16 protein-coding genes are annotated in these 17171 nt (G+C 60.4%); 9 read left to right on the top strand and 7 right to left on the bottom strand.

Annotated elements, in window-relative coordinates; genetic code table 11:
- Nucleotides 1-19 precede the first annotated feature (19 nt).
- From rhtB to D8U18_RS08225, 3 genes are all read left to right on the top strand, one after another.
- A complete protein-coding gene (rhtB, locus tag D8U18_RS08235; protein WP_056854104.1) occupies nucleotides 20-652 on the top strand; it encodes a homoserine/homoserine lactone efflux protein in 633 nt (210 codons plus the stop codon).
- A 188-nt stretch (nucleotides 653-840) separates the two neighbouring features.
- Nucleotides 841-2739 (top strand): cytochrome c/FTR1 family iron permease, encoded by a 1899-nt coding sequence (locus D8U18_RS08230; RefSeq protein WP_131107428.1) that lies wholly within the window; start codon nucleotides 841-843, stop codon nucleotides 2737-2739.
- A 104-nt stretch (nucleotides 2740-2843) separates the two neighbouring features.
- A complete protein-coding gene (locus D8U18_RS08225) occupies nucleotides 2844-3299 on the top strand; it encodes a YaiI/YqxD family protein (RefSeq protein ID WP_056854102.1) in 456 nt (151 codons plus the stop codon).
- 167 nt (nucleotides 3300-3466) lie between these two features.
- Here D8U18_RS08225 and elbB read toward each other — a convergent pair whose 3' ends face one another.
- Complete coding sequence (gene elbB / locus D8U18_RS08215) at nucleotides 3467-4135, bottom strand: isoprenoid biosynthesis glyoxalase ElbB (RefSeq protein ID WP_131107427.1); 669 nt, start codon at nucleotides 4133-4135, stop codon at nucleotides 3467-3469.
- A 116-nt stretch (nucleotides 4136-4251) separates the two neighbouring features.
- Between elbB and D8U18_RS08210 the strand changes: the two genes are divergently transcribed.
- On the top strand, nucleotides 4252-5484 hold the full coding sequence (locus D8U18_RS08210; RefSeq protein ID WP_131107426.1) for a sterol desaturase family protein: 1233 nt from the start codon (nucleotides 4252-4254) through the stop codon (nucleotides 5482-5484).
- On the opposite strand, the gene D8U18_RS08205 is transcribed toward D8U18_RS08210, so the two are convergent.
- Nucleotides 5468-6097, bottom strand: a complete 630-nt coding sequence (locus D8U18_RS08205; RefSeq protein ID WP_056854099.1) for a DedA family protein — start codon at nucleotides 6095-6097, stop codon at nucleotides 5468-5470. The genes D8U18_RS08210 and D8U18_RS08205 overlap by 17 nt on opposite strands.
- A gap of 205 nt (nucleotides 6098-6302) precedes the next feature.
- Between D8U18_RS08205 and hemB the strand changes: the two genes are divergently transcribed.
- Nucleotides 6303-7316 carry a porphobilinogen synthase gene (hemB, locus tag D8U18_RS08200; RefSeq protein WP_056854098.1) on the top strand — a complete coding sequence of 338 codons (1014 nt, stop codon included), beginning with the start codon at nucleotides 6303-6305 and terminating at the stop codon, nucleotides 7314-7316.
- Between the two features lie 18 nt (nucleotides 7317-7334).
- Nucleotides 7335-9557 (top strand): polyphosphate kinase 1, encoded by a 2223-nt coding sequence (gene ppk1 / locus D8U18_RS08195; protein WP_056854097.1) that lies wholly within the window; start codon nucleotides 7335-7337, stop codon nucleotides 9555-9557.
- 120 nt (nucleotides 9558-9677) lie between these two features.
- Here the strand turns inward: ppk1 and ppx are convergent, their stop codons facing one another.
- The 5 genes from ppx to D8U18_RS08170 all read right to left on the bottom strand — a co-directional run bounded on the left by ppx (nucleotide 9678) and on the right by D8U18_RS08170 (nucleotide 14274).
- Entirely contained in the window at nucleotides 9678-11180 is a 1503-nt protein-coding gene (gene ppx, locus D8U18_RS08190) for an exopolyphosphatase (protein ID WP_056854096.1), read from the bottom strand.
- Nucleotides 11181-11426: 246 nt separating this feature from the next.
- Nucleotides 11427-12164 (bottom strand): amino acid ABC transporter ATP-binding protein, encoded by a 738-nt coding sequence (locus tag D8U18_RS08185; protein ID WP_130903827.1) that lies wholly within the window; start codon nucleotides 12162-12164, stop codon nucleotides 11427-11429.
- Nucleotides 12151-12801 (bottom strand): amino acid ABC transporter permease, encoded by a 651-nt coding sequence (locus D8U18_RS08180; protein ID WP_130903828.1) that lies wholly within the window; start codon nucleotides 12799-12801, stop codon nucleotides 12151-12153. Before D8U18_RS08180 ends, D8U18_RS08185 begins: the two co-directional genes overlap by 14 nt.
- A complete protein-coding gene (locus tag D8U18_RS08175; protein WP_130903829.1) occupies nucleotides 12798-13466 on the bottom strand; it encodes an amino acid ABC transporter permease in 669 nt (222 codons plus the stop codon). The genes D8U18_RS08180 and D8U18_RS08175 overlap by 4 nt, the downstream gene beginning before the upstream one ends.
- Nucleotides 13467-13488: 22 nt before the next feature.
- Nucleotides 13489-14274, bottom strand: coding sequence for a transporter substrate-binding domain-containing protein (locus D8U18_RS08170; protein WP_056854092.1), 786 nt, complete (start codon nucleotides 14272-14274; stop codon nucleotides 13489-13491).
- Nucleotides 14275-14530: 256 nt separating this feature from the next.
- Here D8U18_RS08170 and D8U18_RS08160 point away from each other — a divergent pair, with 256 nt between their 5' ends.
- From D8U18_RS08160 to rho, 3 genes are all read left to right on the top strand, one after another.
- Complete coding sequence (locus D8U18_RS08160) at nucleotides 14531-15238, top strand: FadR/GntR family transcriptional regulator (RefSeq protein ID WP_056854091.1); 708 nt, start codon at nucleotides 14531-14533, stop codon at nucleotides 15236-15238.
- 121 nt (nucleotides 15239-15359) lie between these two features.
- Entirely contained in the window at nucleotides 15360-15689 is a 330-nt protein-coding gene (gene trxA, locus D8U18_RS08155; RefSeq protein ID WP_003206727.1) for a thioredoxin TrxA, read from the top strand.
- A gap of 248 nt (nucleotides 15690-15937) precedes the next feature.
- On the top strand, nucleotides 15938-17171 hold a 1234-nt coding region (gene rho / locus D8U18_RS08150), incomplete at its 3' end, for a transcription termination factor Rho (RefSeq protein ID WP_131107424.1).

The following is a 17171-nucleotide window of genomic DNA, read 5'->3' as shown; positions in this document are numbered from 1 at the left end:
GTTCGAGTCGAGGTGTGCAATGGAGCTTCAAACATGGCTGGCGTTTTTTGCCGCCTGCTGGGTGATCAGCCTGTCACCGGGCGCCGGCGCCATTGCGTCGATGTCCAGCGGCCTGCAATACGGTTTCTGGCGCGGCTATTGGAACGCCTTGGGCCTGCAACTGGGTCTTGCGGTGCAGATCGCGATTGTTGGCGCCGGTGTCGGCGCGATTCTCACCGCCTCCGCCACAGCCTTCTACGCAATCAAATGGTTTGGCGTGGCGTACCTGGTGTATCTCGCCATCAAGCAATGGCGCGCGCTGCCCAGCGACATGAGCGATGACGCGGCAGTGCGGCAGATCGGCAAACCGATGGCGCTGGTGTTCCGCGGGTTTCTGGTAAACATCAGCAACCCCAAGGCGCTGGTGTTCATGCTCGCGGTGTTGCCGCAGTTCATCGACCCGCACGCGCCGCTACTGATCCAGTACGTGATCATTGGCGTCACCATGATTTGCGTCGACCTGATCGTCATGGCCGGGTACACCGGGCTGGCCTCCAAAGTGCTGCGTCTGTTGCGTACACCAAAACAGCAGAAGCGCATGAACCGCACCTTTGCCGGACTGTTCATTGGCGCGGCGGCGTTCATGGCCACCTTGCGTAAAACAGCGGTGTAGACACCCGTCAGTACAAAAAAGGCGACCTTTGCGGGTCGCCTTTTTCGTTTCAGGGATTCGGTACCCGCGACACGCTTGTCAGGGGCTGGCTCGCGCAGGATGTTTGTCAAAACAGCACAACAAAGCTTGAGTGAAAGTGATTGGGAGGGAACAATATGTTACTTCGTATTTCCAGCTGAGAATCATTCATGAGTGCCCCGTCCCGTTTCCTGGCCTGGCTGATAGCGCCTGTGTTTGCCCTGTGCAGTTTCAATCTGCTGGCGGACACGGTGGAAGGCGCACCGCAAGCACTGCATTTACTCGACTATATCGGTGCGGACTACCCGGGTGCGGTACAAGCAGGCAACGTCGTCAGCGAATCCGAGTACCGCGAGCAGCTGGAATTCGTCCAGGTCTTGCAAGGATTGGTGGCGGCCATGCCAGCGAAACCGGAAAAGGCTGAGCTGGTGCAGGGCATCGGCAAGCTGCACAGCGCCATTGCTGCGCGTCAGGAGGGGGCCGAGGTTGCCCGTCTGGCGCGGCAACTGGGGGCAAAACTGGCAGTGGCCTATGAGGTCAGCCAGGCACCGATCATCACTCCGGATCCGACCCGAGGGGCGCCGCTGTACGCCCAGCATTGCTCGGTGTGCCATGGCGATACCGGCGCGGGTGACGGTCCTGCGGGCGTCGGTCTGACCCCGCCACCCGCCAATCTGCGCGATAACGCGCGCCTGGATCACCTGAGTCTTTACGCGATCTACAACACCTTGAATCTGGGGGTGGAAGGCACCGATATGCCCGCCTTCGGCGATCAACTCGATGATCGTCAGCGTTGGGACCTGGCCACGTACATCGCCAGCTTCAGCGCCGATCCGGCGACCGTCAGCAGTGACAAGTCCTACAACATTGCCGATCTGGCCCGCCAGACTCCGGCCGAAGTGCAGGCCGTGGACGGTGCGCAAGCGGCGGCGCTATTCCGTGCCCAACGGGCACAACCGCCGCAGGTCAAGCGTGGCCCGGCGCAATTGCTCGATTACACCGCCGCGACCCTGGACAAGAGCGTTGCAGCCTATCGTGCCGGCGAACACGATCAGGCCTATGACTTGTCGGTGGCGGCCTACCTGGAAGGCTTCGAACTGGTCGAAAGCTCCCTCGACAACGTCGATGCCAACGTGCGCAAAGACACGGAAAAATCGCTGATGGCTTACCGTCAGTCGTTGCAGGATGGCTTGCCGGTAGAGCAGGTCGAGCAGCGTCTGGAGGCGGCCAAGGCCAAACTGAAAATCTCCGCCGGTTTGTTGGGCAGCGATGGCTTGAGCTGGTCCCTGAGCTACATTTCCGGCCTGCTGATTCTATTGCGCGAAGGTTTGGAAGCGATCCTGGTGCTGGCGGCGATTCTCGCCTTCTTGCGTAACACCGGCCAGCAATCGGCCGTGCGCAGCGTCAACGTCGGTTGGGGGCTGGCGCTGGTCGCGGGGTTGGCCACCTGGGCGCTGGCGGCGTATGTGATTGATGTCAGCGGTTCCCAGCGTGAATTGCTCGAAGGCGCGACGGCGCTGTTTGCCAGCGTCATGGTGCTGTGGCTCGGGGTGTGGATGCATGATCGTCGTCACGCCGCGGCCTGGCAGGATTACATCAAGAGCAGCCTGGTGGGCGGTGGCGGGCGTTTCGGCTTTGCGATCCTGGCGTTCTTCTCGGTGTATCGCGAGCTGTTCGAGGTGATTCTGTTCTACGAAACCCTGTGGTTGCAGGCAGGTCCTGCTGGCCATGATGCGGTGCTGGCGGGTGGTGCCACGGCACTGGTGCTGCTGGTGGGCCTGGCGTGGGTGATATTGCGCGGCTCGGCAAAACTGCCGTTGGCGCTGTTTTTCAGCATTAATGCCGCTTTGTTGTGTGCGTTGTCGGTGGTGTTTGCCGGGCATGGCGTGAAGGCGTTGCAGGAGGCCGGGATCTTCGGCACGCGACCGGTGCCGTTCTTTGAGTTCGACTGGCTGGGTATTCATGCCGATGCGTATTCGTTGAGTGCGCAGGCTGTGGCGATCATTGCGATCGTCGTGTTGTATGGTCGTAGCTGGGTAGTCGAGAAGCGTCGGTTGGCGGTTTCTTAAACAGCATTCGCTGCGCTCATGATCGCGGGCAAGCCTTGCTCCTACAGACGGCGCTATCCTGTAGAGCATGGCTTGCCCGCGATGCTTTTAACGAGGAAAACACAATGCGTGTCTGGATCGATGCCGACGCCTGCCCGCGGGCGGCCAAGGATCTGGTGGTGAAGTTTGCCCTCAAGCGCCGTTTCGAAGTGGTGCTGGTGGCCGGACAGCCGCAGATCAAGCCAGGCCTGGCGCTGGTGAAGTTGATCGTGGTGCCAAGCGGCCCGGATGCCGCCGACGACTATCTGGTGGAGCATGCAGTCCCCGGTGAGCTGGTGATTTGCAGCGATGTGCCGCTGGCCGACCGGTTGGTGAAAAAGGGCGTTGCGGCATTGGACCCGCGAGGCAAGGAATTCGACTCGCAGAACATGGGTGACCGGCTGGCGGTGCGCAACCTGTTCACCGACTTGCGCGAGCAAGGGCAGATGAGCGGCGGGCCGGCGCCGTTTGGCGAGCGCGAGAAACAGGCGTTTGCCAATGCGCTGGACCGGATCTTGACGCGGCTATCGCGCCAGTCTTGAGCGAATGCAGTCGTTGTGGCGAGGGAGCTTGCTCCCGCTGGGTTGCGAAGCAACCCCCAAACCTGCCGCGACAGTTTTCAGAAAAATCGCAGCAATCGGTTTTGCGACTGCTGCGCAGTCGAGCGGGAGCAAGCTCCCTCGCCACAGGAGTCAATCGCCGCGACGGGTCAAGCGTCGTTTTCGTGGGTCAGTTCGAGGACGCGGTCGACCAGTTTGTTGATCCCTGAAGCCGCTTCACTGATCGATTGCGCCAGCATGTAGGCTGGGGTACTCACCAGTTTGCGCGCCTTGTCTTCAACGATGTCACTGACGGCGCATTCCTGGTGGGTGGCGCCCATCTTGTTCAGCGCCGTCGCCGTGTCGGCATCGTTGCCGATGGTGCAGGTCACGCCGGGGCCATAAATCTTTGCCGCCAGGGCTGGCGAGATGCAGATCAGCCCCACTGGTTTGCCGGCTTCGGCAAAGGCTTCGGTCAACGCCAGCACGTCGGGCTGCACGGTGCAGCCGGTGCCCTCGATGGCGAAGTTGGAGAGGTTCTTGGCCGAGCCGAAGCCGCCGGGAATGATCAGCGCATCGAAGTCTTCGGCGTCGGCTTCGCGGATGTCCTTGATTTCGCCGCGGGCGATGCGCGCCGACTCCACCAGCACATTGCGCGATTCGGGCATTTCTTCGCCGGTCAGGTGGTTGATCACATGCAGTTGTGCAATGTTTGGCGCGAAACACTGCACCTGCGCGCCGCGCTGGTCCAGGCGCAGCAGGGTAATCACACTCTCGTAGATCTCGGCGCCGTCGTTCACACCACAACCGGAAAGGATCACTGCAACTTTTTTGCTCATGGGCTTTTTCTCCAGATTCATGGCGTTAAATGTCCACTAATTTGTCACTCGTTGCCATAGGGTTAATTCGCGGGTACACCTAGCATCTGTCCTCAGGATTCCGACCAGGGCGCGTCATGGACTTCATTCTGTATGCAGTGCCGTTTTTCTTTGTATTGATTGCCATCGAACTGGCGGCCGACCGCTGGCGCGGGGTGAGCAACTATCGGCTGGCAGACGCCATCAACAGCATCAGCACCGGCGTGCTGTCCACCACCACGGGTCTGCTGACCAAAGGCGTGGGGTTGCTGACTTACGCATTTGCCCTCAAGCACCTGGCACGGTTCGAACTCTCGGCCGACAGTGTCTGGGTCTGGGTGTTCGCTTTCGTGTTCTATGACTTCTGCTATTACTGGCTTCACCGCATGGGCCATGAACGCAATATTCTCTGGGCTGCGCATTCGGTGCATCACCAGAGCGAGGACTACAACCTTTCCACCGCCCTGCGCCAGACCAGTACCGGGTTTCTGCTGAGCTGGATCTTCTACCTGCCCATGGCCGTCGCGGGCGTGCCGTTGCTGGTGTTTGTCAGCGTCGCGGCGCTGAACCTGCTGTACCAGTTTTGGGTGCACACCCGGCATATTCCCAAACTCGGCTGGTTCGAGTGGTTCTTCGTCACGCCATCCAATCATCGGGCTCACCATGCACAGAACGCTCTCTACATGGATCGCAACTACGGCGGGGTGTTCATTATTTGGGACCGTCTATTCGGCTCGTTCCAGGAAGAGGACGACAACGAGCCGGTGATTTTCGGCGTGACCACGCCGCTGGCGAGCTGGAATCCGTTGTGGGCGAACGTGCAGTTCTACGCGCAGTTGTGGGCCGACGCGCGGCGTGCCGAAAGCACCTGGGACAAGCTGCGGATCTGGTTCATGCGCACCGGTTGGCGGCCGGCGGACGTGGCCGCCAAATACCCGATGAACAAGCCGGATCTGAGCCAGTTCCGTAAGTTCGAAGTGCCGCTGGACGGGCGTCAGCAGCTCTATGTGCTGCTGCAATTCTGCGTCTACGTCGCGCTGGGCAGCTATTTGATGAACCTTGAGCCGAGCCTGCCGACGACTGCGCTGGTGCTTGGCTGGGGCGCTGTGGCGCTGGGATTGTTCGTGCTGGGCGTGGCCCTGGAGAATCGCCCTTGGGCATTGAAGGTGGAACTGTTGCGGCTGGCGTCCAACGTGCCGCTGGTGTGGCTGGCGCCGTGGGTGGGGCTGTGGCCGGCCAGCGCGGTGGGCTGGATCGGCCTGCTCAGTTACAGCCTGCTGAGCGGAATCGGTCTTTACTGCTGTCGAAACCGCTTCACTCGATTGGCTTAGTTTCGCCGGTTTTCGCCTGTTCGGCTTTCAGGGCCTGCTCGTCGGCGTAGACCTGTCTGGCCAGGCGGGCGTTCTTGAAGCGCCGGCGCAACCACAAGCCCAGGCCAAGGATGAGCAGGGCGCCGAGGACCCACAGTTCGTATTTCTTGATGCTGCCGAGCATGCCCTCCAGCACCGCGCCGAAGTGATAGGCGGCCGCCGCCAATGCAGTGGCCCAGATCGCCGCGCCAATTCCGTTGAGCAACAGGTAGCGTCCCGGTGGATAGCCCGACAGGCCGATCGCCACCGGCATCACTGTGCGCAGTCCATAGACGAAACGGAAGCTCAGGACCCAGATGTCCGGGTGCTTGCGGATGTGTTCCAGCGCCCGATCACCCATCATTTGCCAGCGTGGTTTGCGCGCCAGCAACTTGCGCCCATGCTTGCGCCCCATGAAATACCACAGCTGATCGCCGGCATAACTGCCGAAGAACGCCACGACCACCACCAGGTTGATGTCCATGTATCCACGGAACGCGAGGAAGCCTGCGAGCACCAGAATGGTTTCGCCTTCGAAAAACGTGCCGAGGAACAAGGCAAAGTAGCCGAAGTCATGCAGAAATTGTTGGAGCATTGTCTGGGTGCTGGCGAAATGAACGCGCAGCCTAACCCTTCGGGCACATTCATGAAAGTGTCCAAATGTGTCTCGACGTGAACATTTCCTACAAGGACAATGGAATGCGGCTACATGTCGCGGTGTGCGCACAACTGTCACACGTTCGTCATAATGGCCGCTTATAACTGTCACGCTCGCACGCCTGCGGGCTCAGGAGTCTGCCGTGAGCTTTACCCCCGCCAACCGTTTGTTCCCTGCAACCCGCCTGCGCCGCAACCGTCGCGATGATTTCTCGCGCCGACTGGTCCGTGAAAATGTGCTGAGCGTCGATGACCTGATTCTGCCGGTATTTGTGCTGGACGGTGAAAACCGTCGTGAAGCGGTGGCGTCGATGCCGGGCGTCGAACGCCTGACCATTGATCTGTTGCTCGAAGAAGCGGCCAAGTGGGTCGAGCTGGGAATTCCGGCGCTGGCACTGTTCCCGGTGACCCCGCCAGGGCTGAAGTCGCTGGACGCCGCCGAAGCCTGGAACCCTGAAGGCATCGCCCAGCGCGCCACCCGCGCCCTGCGTGCGCAATTCCCTGAGCTGGGTGTGATCACCGACGTCGCTCTGGACCCGTTCACCACTCATGGCCAGGACGGTATCCTCGACGAAGAAGGCTACGTGCAGAACGACATCACCGTCGATGCACTGGTCAGGCAAGCCTTGTCCCATGCCGAAGCCGGTGCGCAGGTGGTCGCCCCGTCGGACATGATGGACGGGCGCATCCAGGCGATCCGCGAAGCGCTCGAAGTGGCCGGTCACGTCAACGTGCGGATCATGGCCTACTCGGCGAAGTACGCCAGCGCCTACTACGGCCCGTTCCGCGATGCGGTCGGTTCGGCACTGAACCTGGGCAAGGCCAACAAGGCCTCCTATCAGATGGACCCGGCCAACAGCAACGAAGCCCTGCACGAAGTGGCGGCTGACTTGTCAGAAGGCGCAGACATGGTCATGGTCAAGCCAGGCATGCCGTACCTGGACATCCTGTGCCGGGTCAAAGAAGAGTTCAAAGTGCCGACCTTTGTTTATCAAGTCAGCGGCGAGTACGCCATGCACATGGCCGCGATCCAGAACGGCTGGTTGAGCGAAGGGGTTATCCTCGAATCCCTGACCGCCTTTAAACGTGCAGGCGCTGATGGCATCCTGACGTACTTTGCCGTTCGTGCCGCTCAATTGTTACGAGAGCAAAAATAGCCCTCCCAGGAACATGTGATGAATACCGAAGGACTCACGGAAGTTGCCGTACAAGACGCTCAACCTGTGGTCGAGCAAATCGCCGAGACCCCGCCGGAGCTGGAGCCTGCTCCACCCGCGGCGGTAACCGAGCCCGCCCCGGCGGCGCCGGCGATTGCCATTCCCGGCCTGGATGACAGCAGCCTGTACATCCATCGCGAGTTGTCGCAACTGCAGTTCAACATCCGCGTACTGGAACAGGCGCTGGATGAGACCTATCCGTTGCTGGAGCGGCTGAAGTTTCTGCTGATCTTCTCCAGCAACCTGGACGAGTTCTTCGAAATTCGCGTCGCCGGCCTGAAGAAGCAAATCACTTTCGCCCGTGAGCAGGCGGGGGCCGATGGCTTGCAGCCGCATCAGGCCCTGGCGCGCATCAGCGAACTGGTGCACGGCCACGTTGACCGCCAGTACGCGATTCTCAACGACATTCTGTTGCCGGAGCTGGAAAAACATCAGGTCCGCTTTATCCGTCGTCGTCACTGGACGACCAAGCTGAAAACCTGGGTGCGCCGTTATTTCCGCGACGAGATCGCGCCGATCATCACCCCGATCGGTCTCGACCCGACGCACCCGTTCCCGTTGCTGGTGAACAAGAGCCTGAACTTCATCGTCGAGCTCGAAGGCATCGACGCCTTCGGTCGCGACTCCGGCCTGGCGATCATCCCGGCCCCGCGCCTGCTGCCGCGCATCATCAAGGTGCCGGAGGAAGTCGGCGGCGCCGGCGACAATTATGTGTTCCTGTCGTCGATGATCCACGCCCACGCCGATGACCTGTTCCAGGGCATGAAGGTCAAGGGCTGCTACCAGTTCCGCCTGACCCGAAATGCCGACCTGGCGCTGGATTCCGAAGACGTCGAAGACCTTGCCCGCGCCCTGCGTGGTGAGCTGTTCTCGCGTCGCTATGGTGATGCGGTGCGTCTCGAAGTCGCCGATACCTGCCCGAAACACTTGTCCGACTACTTGCTCAAGCAATTCAACCTGAGCGAGACCGAGTTGTACCAGGTCAACGGTCCGGTGAACCTGACGCGTCTGTTCAGCATCACCGGTCTGGACAGCCAGCGCGAGCTGCAATATCTGCCGTTCACCCCGCAGATCCCGAAGCTGCTGCAAAACAGCGAGAACATTTTCAGTGTGATCAGCAAGCAGGACATCCTGCTGCTGCACCCGTTCGAGTCGTTCACCCCGGTGGTCGACTTGCTGCGCCAGGCTGCCAAGGACCCGCACGTGCTGGCGGTGCGCCAGACCCTGTACCGCTCCGGCGCCAACTCGGAAATCGTCGATGCGCTGGTGGATGCGGCGCGTAACGGCAAGGAAGTTACCGCGGTGATCGAGTTGCGCGCGCGGTTCGACGAAGAGTCCAACCTGCAACTGGCCAGCCGTCTGCAAGCGGCCGGTGCGGTGGTGATCTACGGCGTGGTCGGCTTCAAGACTCACGCCAAGATGATGTTGATCCTGCGCCGCGAGGCCGGTGAAATCGTGCGTTATGCGCACCTCGGTACCGGTAACTATCACGCCGGCAACGCTCGCCTCTACACCGACTACAGCCTGCTGACCTCCGACGACGCCTTGTGCGAAGACGTCGGCAAACTGTTCAGCCAGTTGATCGGCATGGGCAAGACCCTGCGCATGAAGAAGTTGCTGCATGCGCCGTTCACCCTGAAGAAGGGCATGCTCGACATGATTGCCCGCGAGACCCAGTTCGCCCTCGATGGCAAACCGGCGCACATCATTGCCAAGTTCAACTCACTGACCGATCCGAAGATCATCCGTGCGTTGTACAAGGCCAGCCAGTCGGGCGTGCGCATCGACCTCGTGGTGCGTGGCATGTGCTGCCTGCGGCCGGGCATTGCCGGGGTTTCGCACAACATTCACGTGCGTTCGATCATCGGGCGTTTCCTGGAACACACCCGGGTGTTTTATTTCCTCAACGGCGGCGATGAGCAGATGTTCCTGTCCAGTGCCGACTGGATGGAGCGCAACCTCGACAAGCGCGTCGAGACTTGCTTCCCGGTCGAGGGCAAGAAGCTGATCATGCGGGTGAAGAAGGAGCTGGAGCTGTACCTGACCGATAACACCCACAGCTGGAGCCTGCAGTCGGACGGTCGTTACATCCGCAACACGCCGACCGGCAACCAGAACCCGCGCAGCGCCCAGGCGACGTTGCTGGAGCGATTGGGCAGCCCTATTCTGACTGTGCGTTAAAACGTCGGGCAGTAAAAATGGCGATCCCTGCGGATCGCCATTTTTGTTTCCCGCCACATGCGATGGCGTCTCTAAAATTGCCATCGCCGGCAAGCCGTGCTCCTACAGGAGCAATGCGTATCAGCGCACGCTGAGAACGATATCCACTCGGGTCAGCCATTCCGCTTCGATAGCGAAGTCGGCCTGGGTCAGCTGGTTTTCATCCAGCCAGTTTTCCGGGAACACCACTTCAAGATGATTGCCCATGGCGTTGAGCTCGACCTGAGGCATTTGCTGAGTACCGCGGATGTGGTGGAACAGGATCGCGAAGCGCAGCAACACGCACAGGCGTATCAGCTTGATGCCGTCATCGCCGAAGTCGGCGAATTTGTCCTTGGGAATGTTGCGACGGTGGCCACGCACCAGCAGCGCGAGCATTAACTGGTCTTCGCGGGAGAACCCGGCCAGGTCCGAGTGTTCGATCAGGTAGGCGCCGTGCTTGTGGTACTGGTAGTGAGCGATGTCCAGGCCCACCTCATGGACCTTCGCCGCCCAGCCGAGCAGTTCGCGCCAGACGCCATCTTCCAGGTCCCAGTCGCTTGCCACCTGATCGAAGGCATGCAGGGCTTTGCGTTCGACCCGCGCCGCCTGTTCCAGGTCGACGTGATAACGCTCCATCAGCGAGGTCAGGGTGCGTTCGCGCACGTCTTCGTGATGATGGCGGCCGAGCAGGTCATACAGCACGCCTTCACGCAGGGCACCTTCGCAGTGGTCCATGCGTTGCAGTTCGAGGGAGTCGAAGATGGCTTCGAGGATTGCCAGGCCCGCCGGGAAGATCGCCCGACGATCGGGCTTGATGCCTTCGAAGTCGATTTTCTCGACATCGCCGAGCTTCATCAGCTTGCGCTTGAGCCAGGCCAGGCCTTCGGCGTTCACTTCGCCGGTGCCGTGACCACCGGCCTTCAGCGCCAGGCCGATGGCGCGGATGGTGCCCGAGGAGCCGATGGCCTCATCCCAGGTCAGGCGATGCAGGGCGTGTTCAATGCTCATGATCTCCAGCCGCGCCGCGGTGTACGCCTGGGCATAGCGGGCCGGGGTGATCTTGCCGTCCTTGAAATAGCGTTGGGTGTAGCTGACGCAACCCATTTGCAGGCTTTCGCGCAGCAGCGGTTCGAAACGCTGGCCGATGATGAATTCGGTACTGCCGCCGCCGATGTCCGCCACCAGGCGCTTGCCCGGGGTGTCGGCGAGGGTGTGGGACACGCCGAGGTAGATCAGGCGCGCTTCTTCTCGGCCGGAGATGACTTCCACCGGGTGGCCGAGGATTTCTTCGGCGCGGTGGATGAATTCGGCGCGGTTACGAGCTTCACGCAGGGCGTTGGTACCAACGATACGCACGGCGCCGAGGGGCATACCGTTGATCAGTTGGGCAAAACGCTTGAGGCAATCGAGCCCGCGCTGCATGGATTCTTCGCTGAGTTTACGCTCGTCGTCGATGCCGGCCGCCAGCTGAACCTTCTCCCCGAGACGCTCGAGAATACGGATTTCGCCGTTCTGGGCCTTGGCCACGACCATGTGAAAGCTGTTGGAGCCCAGGTCGATTGCGGCGATCAGGGACAGATTCTTGGCTTGGGATTGCGGCATGGTCTGGGGGTCTCGGTCGATAACCTCGACATCGTGCCACGATCAAAGGCTGGCGCCAACGCGTTCGGTTCAAAGCCTTGATCCAGCGCATGGACTACATGGGGTCCATGTGGCGAGGGAGCTTGCTCCCGCTGGGCTGCGTAGCGGCCCTAAAACCATCCAACGCGGTGAGTCAGGAAAAACCGGTCCTCAGATTTTGCGACGGCTGCGCCGTCGAACGGGAGCAAGCTCCCTCGCCACAGGGATTTAGCTTGATGCTGCCACTGTCCCAATGAAGTTCGCCAGTTCCGCCGTTTGCGGGGTGGCGAACAGGACTTTCGGGTCCCCCACCTCATGCACCTTGCCGTGATGCATGAACACCAACTTATCCCCCACCTCCCGGGCAAAACGCATCTCATGGGTGACCATGATCAGCGTCATGCCTTCCTTGGCCAGTTGCCGAACAACGCTCAGCACTTCGTTGACCAGCTCCGGGTCCAGCGCCGAAGTGATTTCGTCACACAGCAAAACCTTCGGCGACATCGCCAGCGCCCGGGCAATTGCCACCCGCTGTTGTTGTCCGCCGGACAGCCGATCGGGAAAGGCATCGAACTTCTCACCCAGCCCTACCTTTTCCAGCATTTGCCGCGCCAGTTCGATCGCTTTGGCTTTTGATACTTTTTGCACCACCTGCGGTGCAAGCATGACGTTTTCACCGACGGTCAGGTGCGGGAACAGGTTGAACTGCTGGAACACCATGCCGACTTTCTGCCGCAGGCTGCGCAGATCGGCACGGGCAGCATCGAGGTATTCACCGTCGACTTCGATCACGCCATCGTTGATGGACTCAAGGCCATTGAGGGTACGCAGCAAGGTCGACTTACCCGAGCCGCTGCGTCCAATGATCGCCACCACCTGGCCTTCCTCCACGCTCAGGTCGACGCCTTTGAGCACATGGTGATCGCCGTAATATTTATGCAGGGCGGAAATTCTAAGCAGAGGCATGCAGTCTCCTTTCCAGGTAGCGCGCACTGAGGGACAAGGGATAACAGAGCAGGAAATAGCCGAGGGCGACGAGACCGTAGACCATGAACGGTTCAAAAGTGGCGTTGGCAAGCATGCCGCCGGTCTTGGTCAGTTCGGTGAAGCCGATGATCGAAGTCACAGCCGTGCCTTTGACCACCTGCACCGAGAAGCCCACGGTCGGCGCCACGGCGATGCGCAGCGCCTGCGGCAGGATCACGTAGCGCAGCTGTTCCAACGGGTTCAGCGCCAGGCTCGCCGAAGCTTCCCACTGGCCATTGGGAATCGAGTCGACGCAACCGCGCCAGATCTCTGCCAGGTAAGCGCTGGTGAACAGCGTCAGCGCAATCGCCGCCGCCATCCACGGCGAAATCTCAACCCCGGCCAGCGCCACGCCGAAAAACACCAGAAACAGTTGCATCAAAAGCGGCGTGCCCTGGAACAGTTCGATGTAAGTGCGGGCGAAACTGCGCGGCAGGGCTTTTTTCGAAATGCGCATGACCATGATCAGCAGGCCGATCACGCCACCGCCGATGAACGCCACCAGCGACAACGCCAGCGTCCATTGCAGGCCCGTGAGCAGGTTGCGCAGGATGTCCCAGAAAGTGAAATCGCTCATCGGCTGCTCCTGGAGATGTAGCGTGTTCCGATCCAGTTCAAGAGCTGGCGAATCAACAGGGCCATGCACAAATACAGCAGCGTGGTCAGGGCGTAGGTTTCGAAGGCGCGGAAGTTGCGCGACTGGATGAAGTTGGCGGCGAAGCTCAGCTCTTCGGTGGCAATCTGCGAGCAGACGGCCGAGCCGAGCATCACGATGATGATCTGGCTGCTCAAGGCCGGCCAGACCTTGCCCAGGGCCGGCAACAGCACCACGTGACGGAACGCCTCAAAACGCGTCATCGCCAATGCCGCCGCGGCTTCCAGTTGACCTCGCGGGATCGCCTGAATGCCCGCGCGGATAATTTCGGTGGAATAGGCACCGAGGTTGATCACCATCGCCAATACCGCCGCCTGCCATTCGGAAATCTGCACGCCCAACGACGGCAAGCCGAAAAAGATGAAAAACAGCTGCACCAGGAACGGCGTGTTGCGGATCAATTCGACGTAGACCGCGAAGATCCCGGCGAACGGGCGAATGTTCCAGGCCCGCACCAGGGCGCCGACAATGCCCAGCCCCACGCCGAGCACCGCACCGATGGCCGTCAGCTCCAGAGTGAACAATGCACCGCGCAGCAACAGATCGGTGTTGTGAACCACCGGCAAGAAATCGAACTGATAAGCCATAGCGTGTCTCCTGCGCGCCGTGTCAGAGGTCGGCCGGCAGCGGCTCTTTGAGCCAGGTCAATGCGTTCTTCTCCAATGCGCCGTCGCTCTTGGCGGTCACGAGGATCTGATTGACCTTGTCCAGCAGCGCCGGCTCGTTCTTGTTCACGCCGACGTAGACCGGCGAATCCTTGAGCTTCACTTTCAGCGCCGGCACGCGTTTCGGGTTCTTTTCGCTGATGGCGACCATGACCACGTTGCCGCTGGCGATCAGGTCGACCTGCCCGGCCAGGTACGCGGCGATGGTCGAGTTGTTGTCTTCGAAGCGCTTGATGGTCACGCCTTCGGGCGCGACCTTGCTCAGCTCGATGTCTTCGATGGCGCCACGGGTGACGCTGACGGTCTTGCCCTTGAGGTCGTCCAGGCCTTTGATGTCGGCTTCTGGCGGGCCGAACACGGCGAGGTAGAACGGTGCATAGGCGCGGGAGAAGTCGATGACTTTTTCCCGCTCGGGGTTTTTGCCAAGGCTGGAAATCACCAGGTCGACCTTGCCGGTGGTCAGGAACGGGATGCGGTTGGTGCTGTTGACCGGAGTCAGTTCGAGTTTGACCTTGAGCTGGTCGGCCAGCAGTTTTGCAGTATCGATATCCAGGCCGCGAGGTTTCATGTCCGGGCCGACCGAGCCGAAGGGCGGGAAGTCCTGGGGCACGGCAACCTTGAGGACGCCGCGCTTGACCACATCCTCCAGACCGTCGGCGTGGGCGGGTGCCTGGCTCAGCATCAGGCTAGCGAACAAGACTTTGATGAGTGCGCTGTAACGCTGGGTCATGGCAGATCTCCGAATCGACGAGAAGGAATGTCTGCGGATCGACAGAGCATGGGCCATGCCAACCTCGGGCCATGGGGGTGCCAGCGCGCGGTTTTACTGGTGTCGGAAGGTCTTACTGGTCTGAACAGTCGAGTCGCGTTTCGCACCTCGATAGCGCACCCGTTAAAATTCCCGAACCCCCATGGGGCACGACTTGCCGGACGCCGCGAATAGCTTTACAACTGGCCGCACATTGGCCTGGTTCGTCTGGAAAATCATGAACTCGATCTCCCGTGCCGTACCCGAAGTGGCGCTGCAAGCCATCCGCAAACTGATCACCGAACAGGGCTTCGGGCCCGGGGATGCCTTGCCCTCGCAACGGGATCTGGCGGTGCAATTGGGGGTCAGTCGGGCATCGTTGCGCGAGGCGTTGTCGTCCCTGAGCGCACTGGGGGTCATCAGTATCCAGCCGGGCAAAGGCGTGTTTGTGCAATCACCAGTGGAGCTGCCGCGAGGCGATGCGGCGCCGGGCTGGCCATTCGCGGCGCAGGCTTCGCCGCTGGACATTTTTCAGTTGCGCTATGCGCTGGAGGGGTTTGCCGCAGGGCTGGCGGCCGTGACCTTGAGTACCGATGAGCTCGATGCGCTGCAAGACAATGTCGCCGCCATGCGCAACGAATTGAAGTCTGGCGACTTTGAAGCGGCGGCGCGCCTGGACTTCGAATTTCACCGTCGAATTCTGCTGGCCAGCGGCAATCAGGCGATGCTGAGCATCCTCACCGCCAGCGCCGACATCTTCCTGGAGAGCCAGAAGCTACCGTTCATCCGGGCCGAACGGGCCATGGAAACCTGGCAGGAACATCGCAAAATCCTTCGCGCACTGGCACGCCGAGCCTCAGGGGCCGCACAGAAAGCCATGCACGAACATGTGCGCAATGCCGCCTTGCGCACCGGAATCGCCTTCGTCGCTCCCGCCACAGCGTGACCTGGGCTATACCCAAACTCATGGACCACCATAGCGAGACTCAATCATCTGCACCTTCCTGAACACGGGAAGGGCAGCTATGATGGGCCACGTTTTTTTGCTTACAACCCTGGAGAATTCCATGAGCAGCGATCTTATCAAACACGTTAGCGACGCTAGCTTCGAGGCCGACGTACTCAAGGCTGAAGGCGCTGTACTGGTCGATTACTGGGCTGAGTGGTGCGGCCCTTGCAAAATGATCGCTCCTGTTCTGGACGAAATTGCCGAGACTTACAAAGGCAAGCTGACCGTTGCCAAACTGAACATCGACGAAAACCAGGAAACCCCGGCCAAGCATGGCGTGCGTGGTATCCCGACGCTGATGCTGTTCAAGAACGGCAACGTTGAAGCGACCAAGGTCGGCGCACTGTCGAAGTCGCAACTGGCAGCCTTCCTCGACGCCAACATCTAAGCGTCGTCGCAGCGTGTCAAATAAAGGCCCCGCAATTCGCGGGGCCTTTTTCGTTATGAGGGCTAGACGCTCCGAAACTCAGGTGTTACATTCGGCCCCGCGCTGGTTTCTCCAGTGCCCCCTGCTAGCCGTCGCCGACGCTCTCCTTTTCGAATAAGTACGCGATCCTGTCGCCTTCTCCGCGGCGCGGCCTCATTAAGCCAAAAGCTTAATTTTCCCCCCTCCATAAATGATTACGTCATTCCTATATGAATCTGACTGAACTCAAGCAAAAGCCGATTACCGAACTGCTCGAATTGGCCGAACAGATGGGCATAGAAAATATGGCCCGTTCGCGCAAGCAGGACGTGATTTTCTCCCTGCTGAAAAAGCACGCGAAAAGCGGCGAGGAAATCTCCGGTGATGGCGTGCTGGAGATTCTCCAGGACGGCTTCGGCTTCCTCCGCTCTGCAGACGCCTCCTATCTCGCCGGCCCGGACGATATCTACGTCTCGCCGAGCCAGATCCGTCGCTTTAACTTGCGCACCGGTGACACCATCGTTGGCAAGATCCGCCCTCCGAAGGAAGGCGAGCGTTATTTCGCGCTGCTCAAGGTCGACACGATCAACTTCGACCGTCCGGAAAACGCGAAAAACAAGATTCTCTTCGAGAACCTGACCCCGCTGTTCCCGACCGTGCGCATGAAGATGGAAGCCGGCAACGGTTCCACCGAAGACTTGACCGGTCGTGTTATCGACCTGTGCGCCCCGATCGGCAAAGGCCAGCGCGGTCTGATCGTTGCACCGCCGAAAGCCGGTAAAACCATCATGCTGCAGAACATCGCAGCGAACATCGCCCGTAACAATCCTGAAGTTCACCTGATCGTGCTGTTGATCGACGAGCGTCCGGAAGAAGTGACCGAAATGCAGCGCACCGTGCGCGGCGAAGTGGTTGCCTCGACGTTCGACGAGCCGCCAACCCGTCACGTACAGGTGGCCGAAATGGTGATCGAGAAGGCCAAGCGCCTGGTCGAGCACAAGAAAGACGTGGTGATCCTGCTCGACTCCATCACCCGTCTGGCCCGTGCCTACAACACCGTGATCCCGAGCTCCGGCAAAGTGCTCACCGGTGGTGTCGATGCCCACGCCCTGGAGAAGCCAAAGCGTTTCTTCGGTGCTGCGCGGAACATCGAAGAAGGCGGCTCGCTGACCATCATCGCCACCGCGCTGGTTGAAACCGGCTCGAAGATGGACGAAGTGATCTACGAGGAATTCAAAGGTACCGGCAACATGGAACTGCCTCTGGATCGCCGCATCGCTGAAAAACGCGTGTTCCCGGCCATCAACATCAACCGTTCCGGCACCCGCCGCGAAGAGTTGCTGACCGCCGACGACGAGTTGCAGCGCATGTGGATCCTGCGCAAGCTGCTGCACCCGATGGACGAAGTTGCTGCCATCGAGTTCCTGGTCGACAAGCTGAAAACGACCAAGACCAACGATGAGT

It is taken from the genome of Pseudomonas sp. Sample_10 (assembly GCF_004321495.1).
GTDB lineage: Bacteria > Pseudomonadota > Gammaproteobacteria > Pseudomonadales > Pseudomonadaceae > Aquipseudomonas.
This window is presented reverse-complemented; position numbering and strand designations above follow the sequence as displayed.

What these genes read in the sequence shown, in the direction of transcription:
- D8U18_RS08170 (WP_056854092.1), bottom strand. Translation starts at nt 14,274, where the DNA reads ATGACCCAGCGTTACAGCGCACTCATCAAAGTCTTGTTCGCTAGCCTG.
- D8U18_RS08210 (WP_131107426.1), top strand. Translation starts at nt 4,252, where the DNA reads ATGGACTTCATTCTGTATGCAGTGCCGTTTTTCTTTGTATTGATTGCC.
- D8U18_RS08175 (WP_130903829.1), bottom strand. Translation starts at nt 13,466, where the DNA reads ATGGCTTATCAGTTCGATTTCTTGCCGGTGGTTCACAACACCGATCTG.
- D8U18_RS08230 (WP_131107428.1), top strand. Translation starts at nt 841, where the DNA reads ATGAGTGCCCCGTCCCGTTTCCTGGCCTGGCTGATAGCGCCTGTGTTT.
- ppx (WP_056854096.1), bottom strand. Translation starts at nt 11,180, where the DNA reads ATGCCGCAATCCCAAGCCAAGAATCTGTCCCTGATCGCCGCAATCGAC.
- D8U18_RS08180 (WP_130903828.1), bottom strand. Translation starts at nt 12,801, where the DNA reads ATGAGCGATTTCACTTTCTGGGACATCCTGCGCAACCTGCTCACGGGC.
- ppk1 (WP_056854097.1), top strand. Translation starts at nt 7,335, where the DNA reads ATGAATACCGAAGGACTCACGGAAGTTGCCGTACAAGACGCTCAACCT.
- elbB (WP_131107427.1), bottom strand. Translation starts at nt 4,135, where the DNA reads ATGAGCAAAAAAGTTGCAGTGATCCTTTCCGGTTGTGGTGTGAACGAC.
- D8U18_RS08160 (WP_056854091.1), top strand. Translation starts at nt 14,531, where the DNA reads ATGAACTCGATCTCCCGTGCCGTACCCGAAGTGGCGCTGCAAGCCATC.
- rhtB (WP_056854104.1), top strand. Translation starts at nt 20, where the DNA reads ATGGAGCTTCAAACATGGCTGGCGTTTTTTGCCGCCTGCTGGGTGATC.
- D8U18_RS08205 (WP_056854099.1), bottom strand. Translation starts at nt 6,097, where the DNA reads ATGCTCCAACAATTTCTGCATGACTTCGGCTACTTTGCCTTGTTCCTC.
- D8U18_RS08185 (WP_130903827.1), bottom strand. Translation starts at nt 12,164, where the DNA reads ATGCCTCTGCTTAGAATTTCCGCCCTGCATAAATATTACGGCGATCAC.
- D8U18_RS08225 (WP_056854102.1), top strand. Translation starts at nt 2,844, where the DNA reads ATGCGTGTCTGGATCGATGCCGACGCCTGCCCGCGGGCGGCCAAGGAT.
- trxA (WP_003206727.1), top strand. Translation starts at nt 15,360, where the DNA reads ATGAGCAGCGATCTTATCAAACACGTTAGCGACGCTAGCTTCGAGGCC.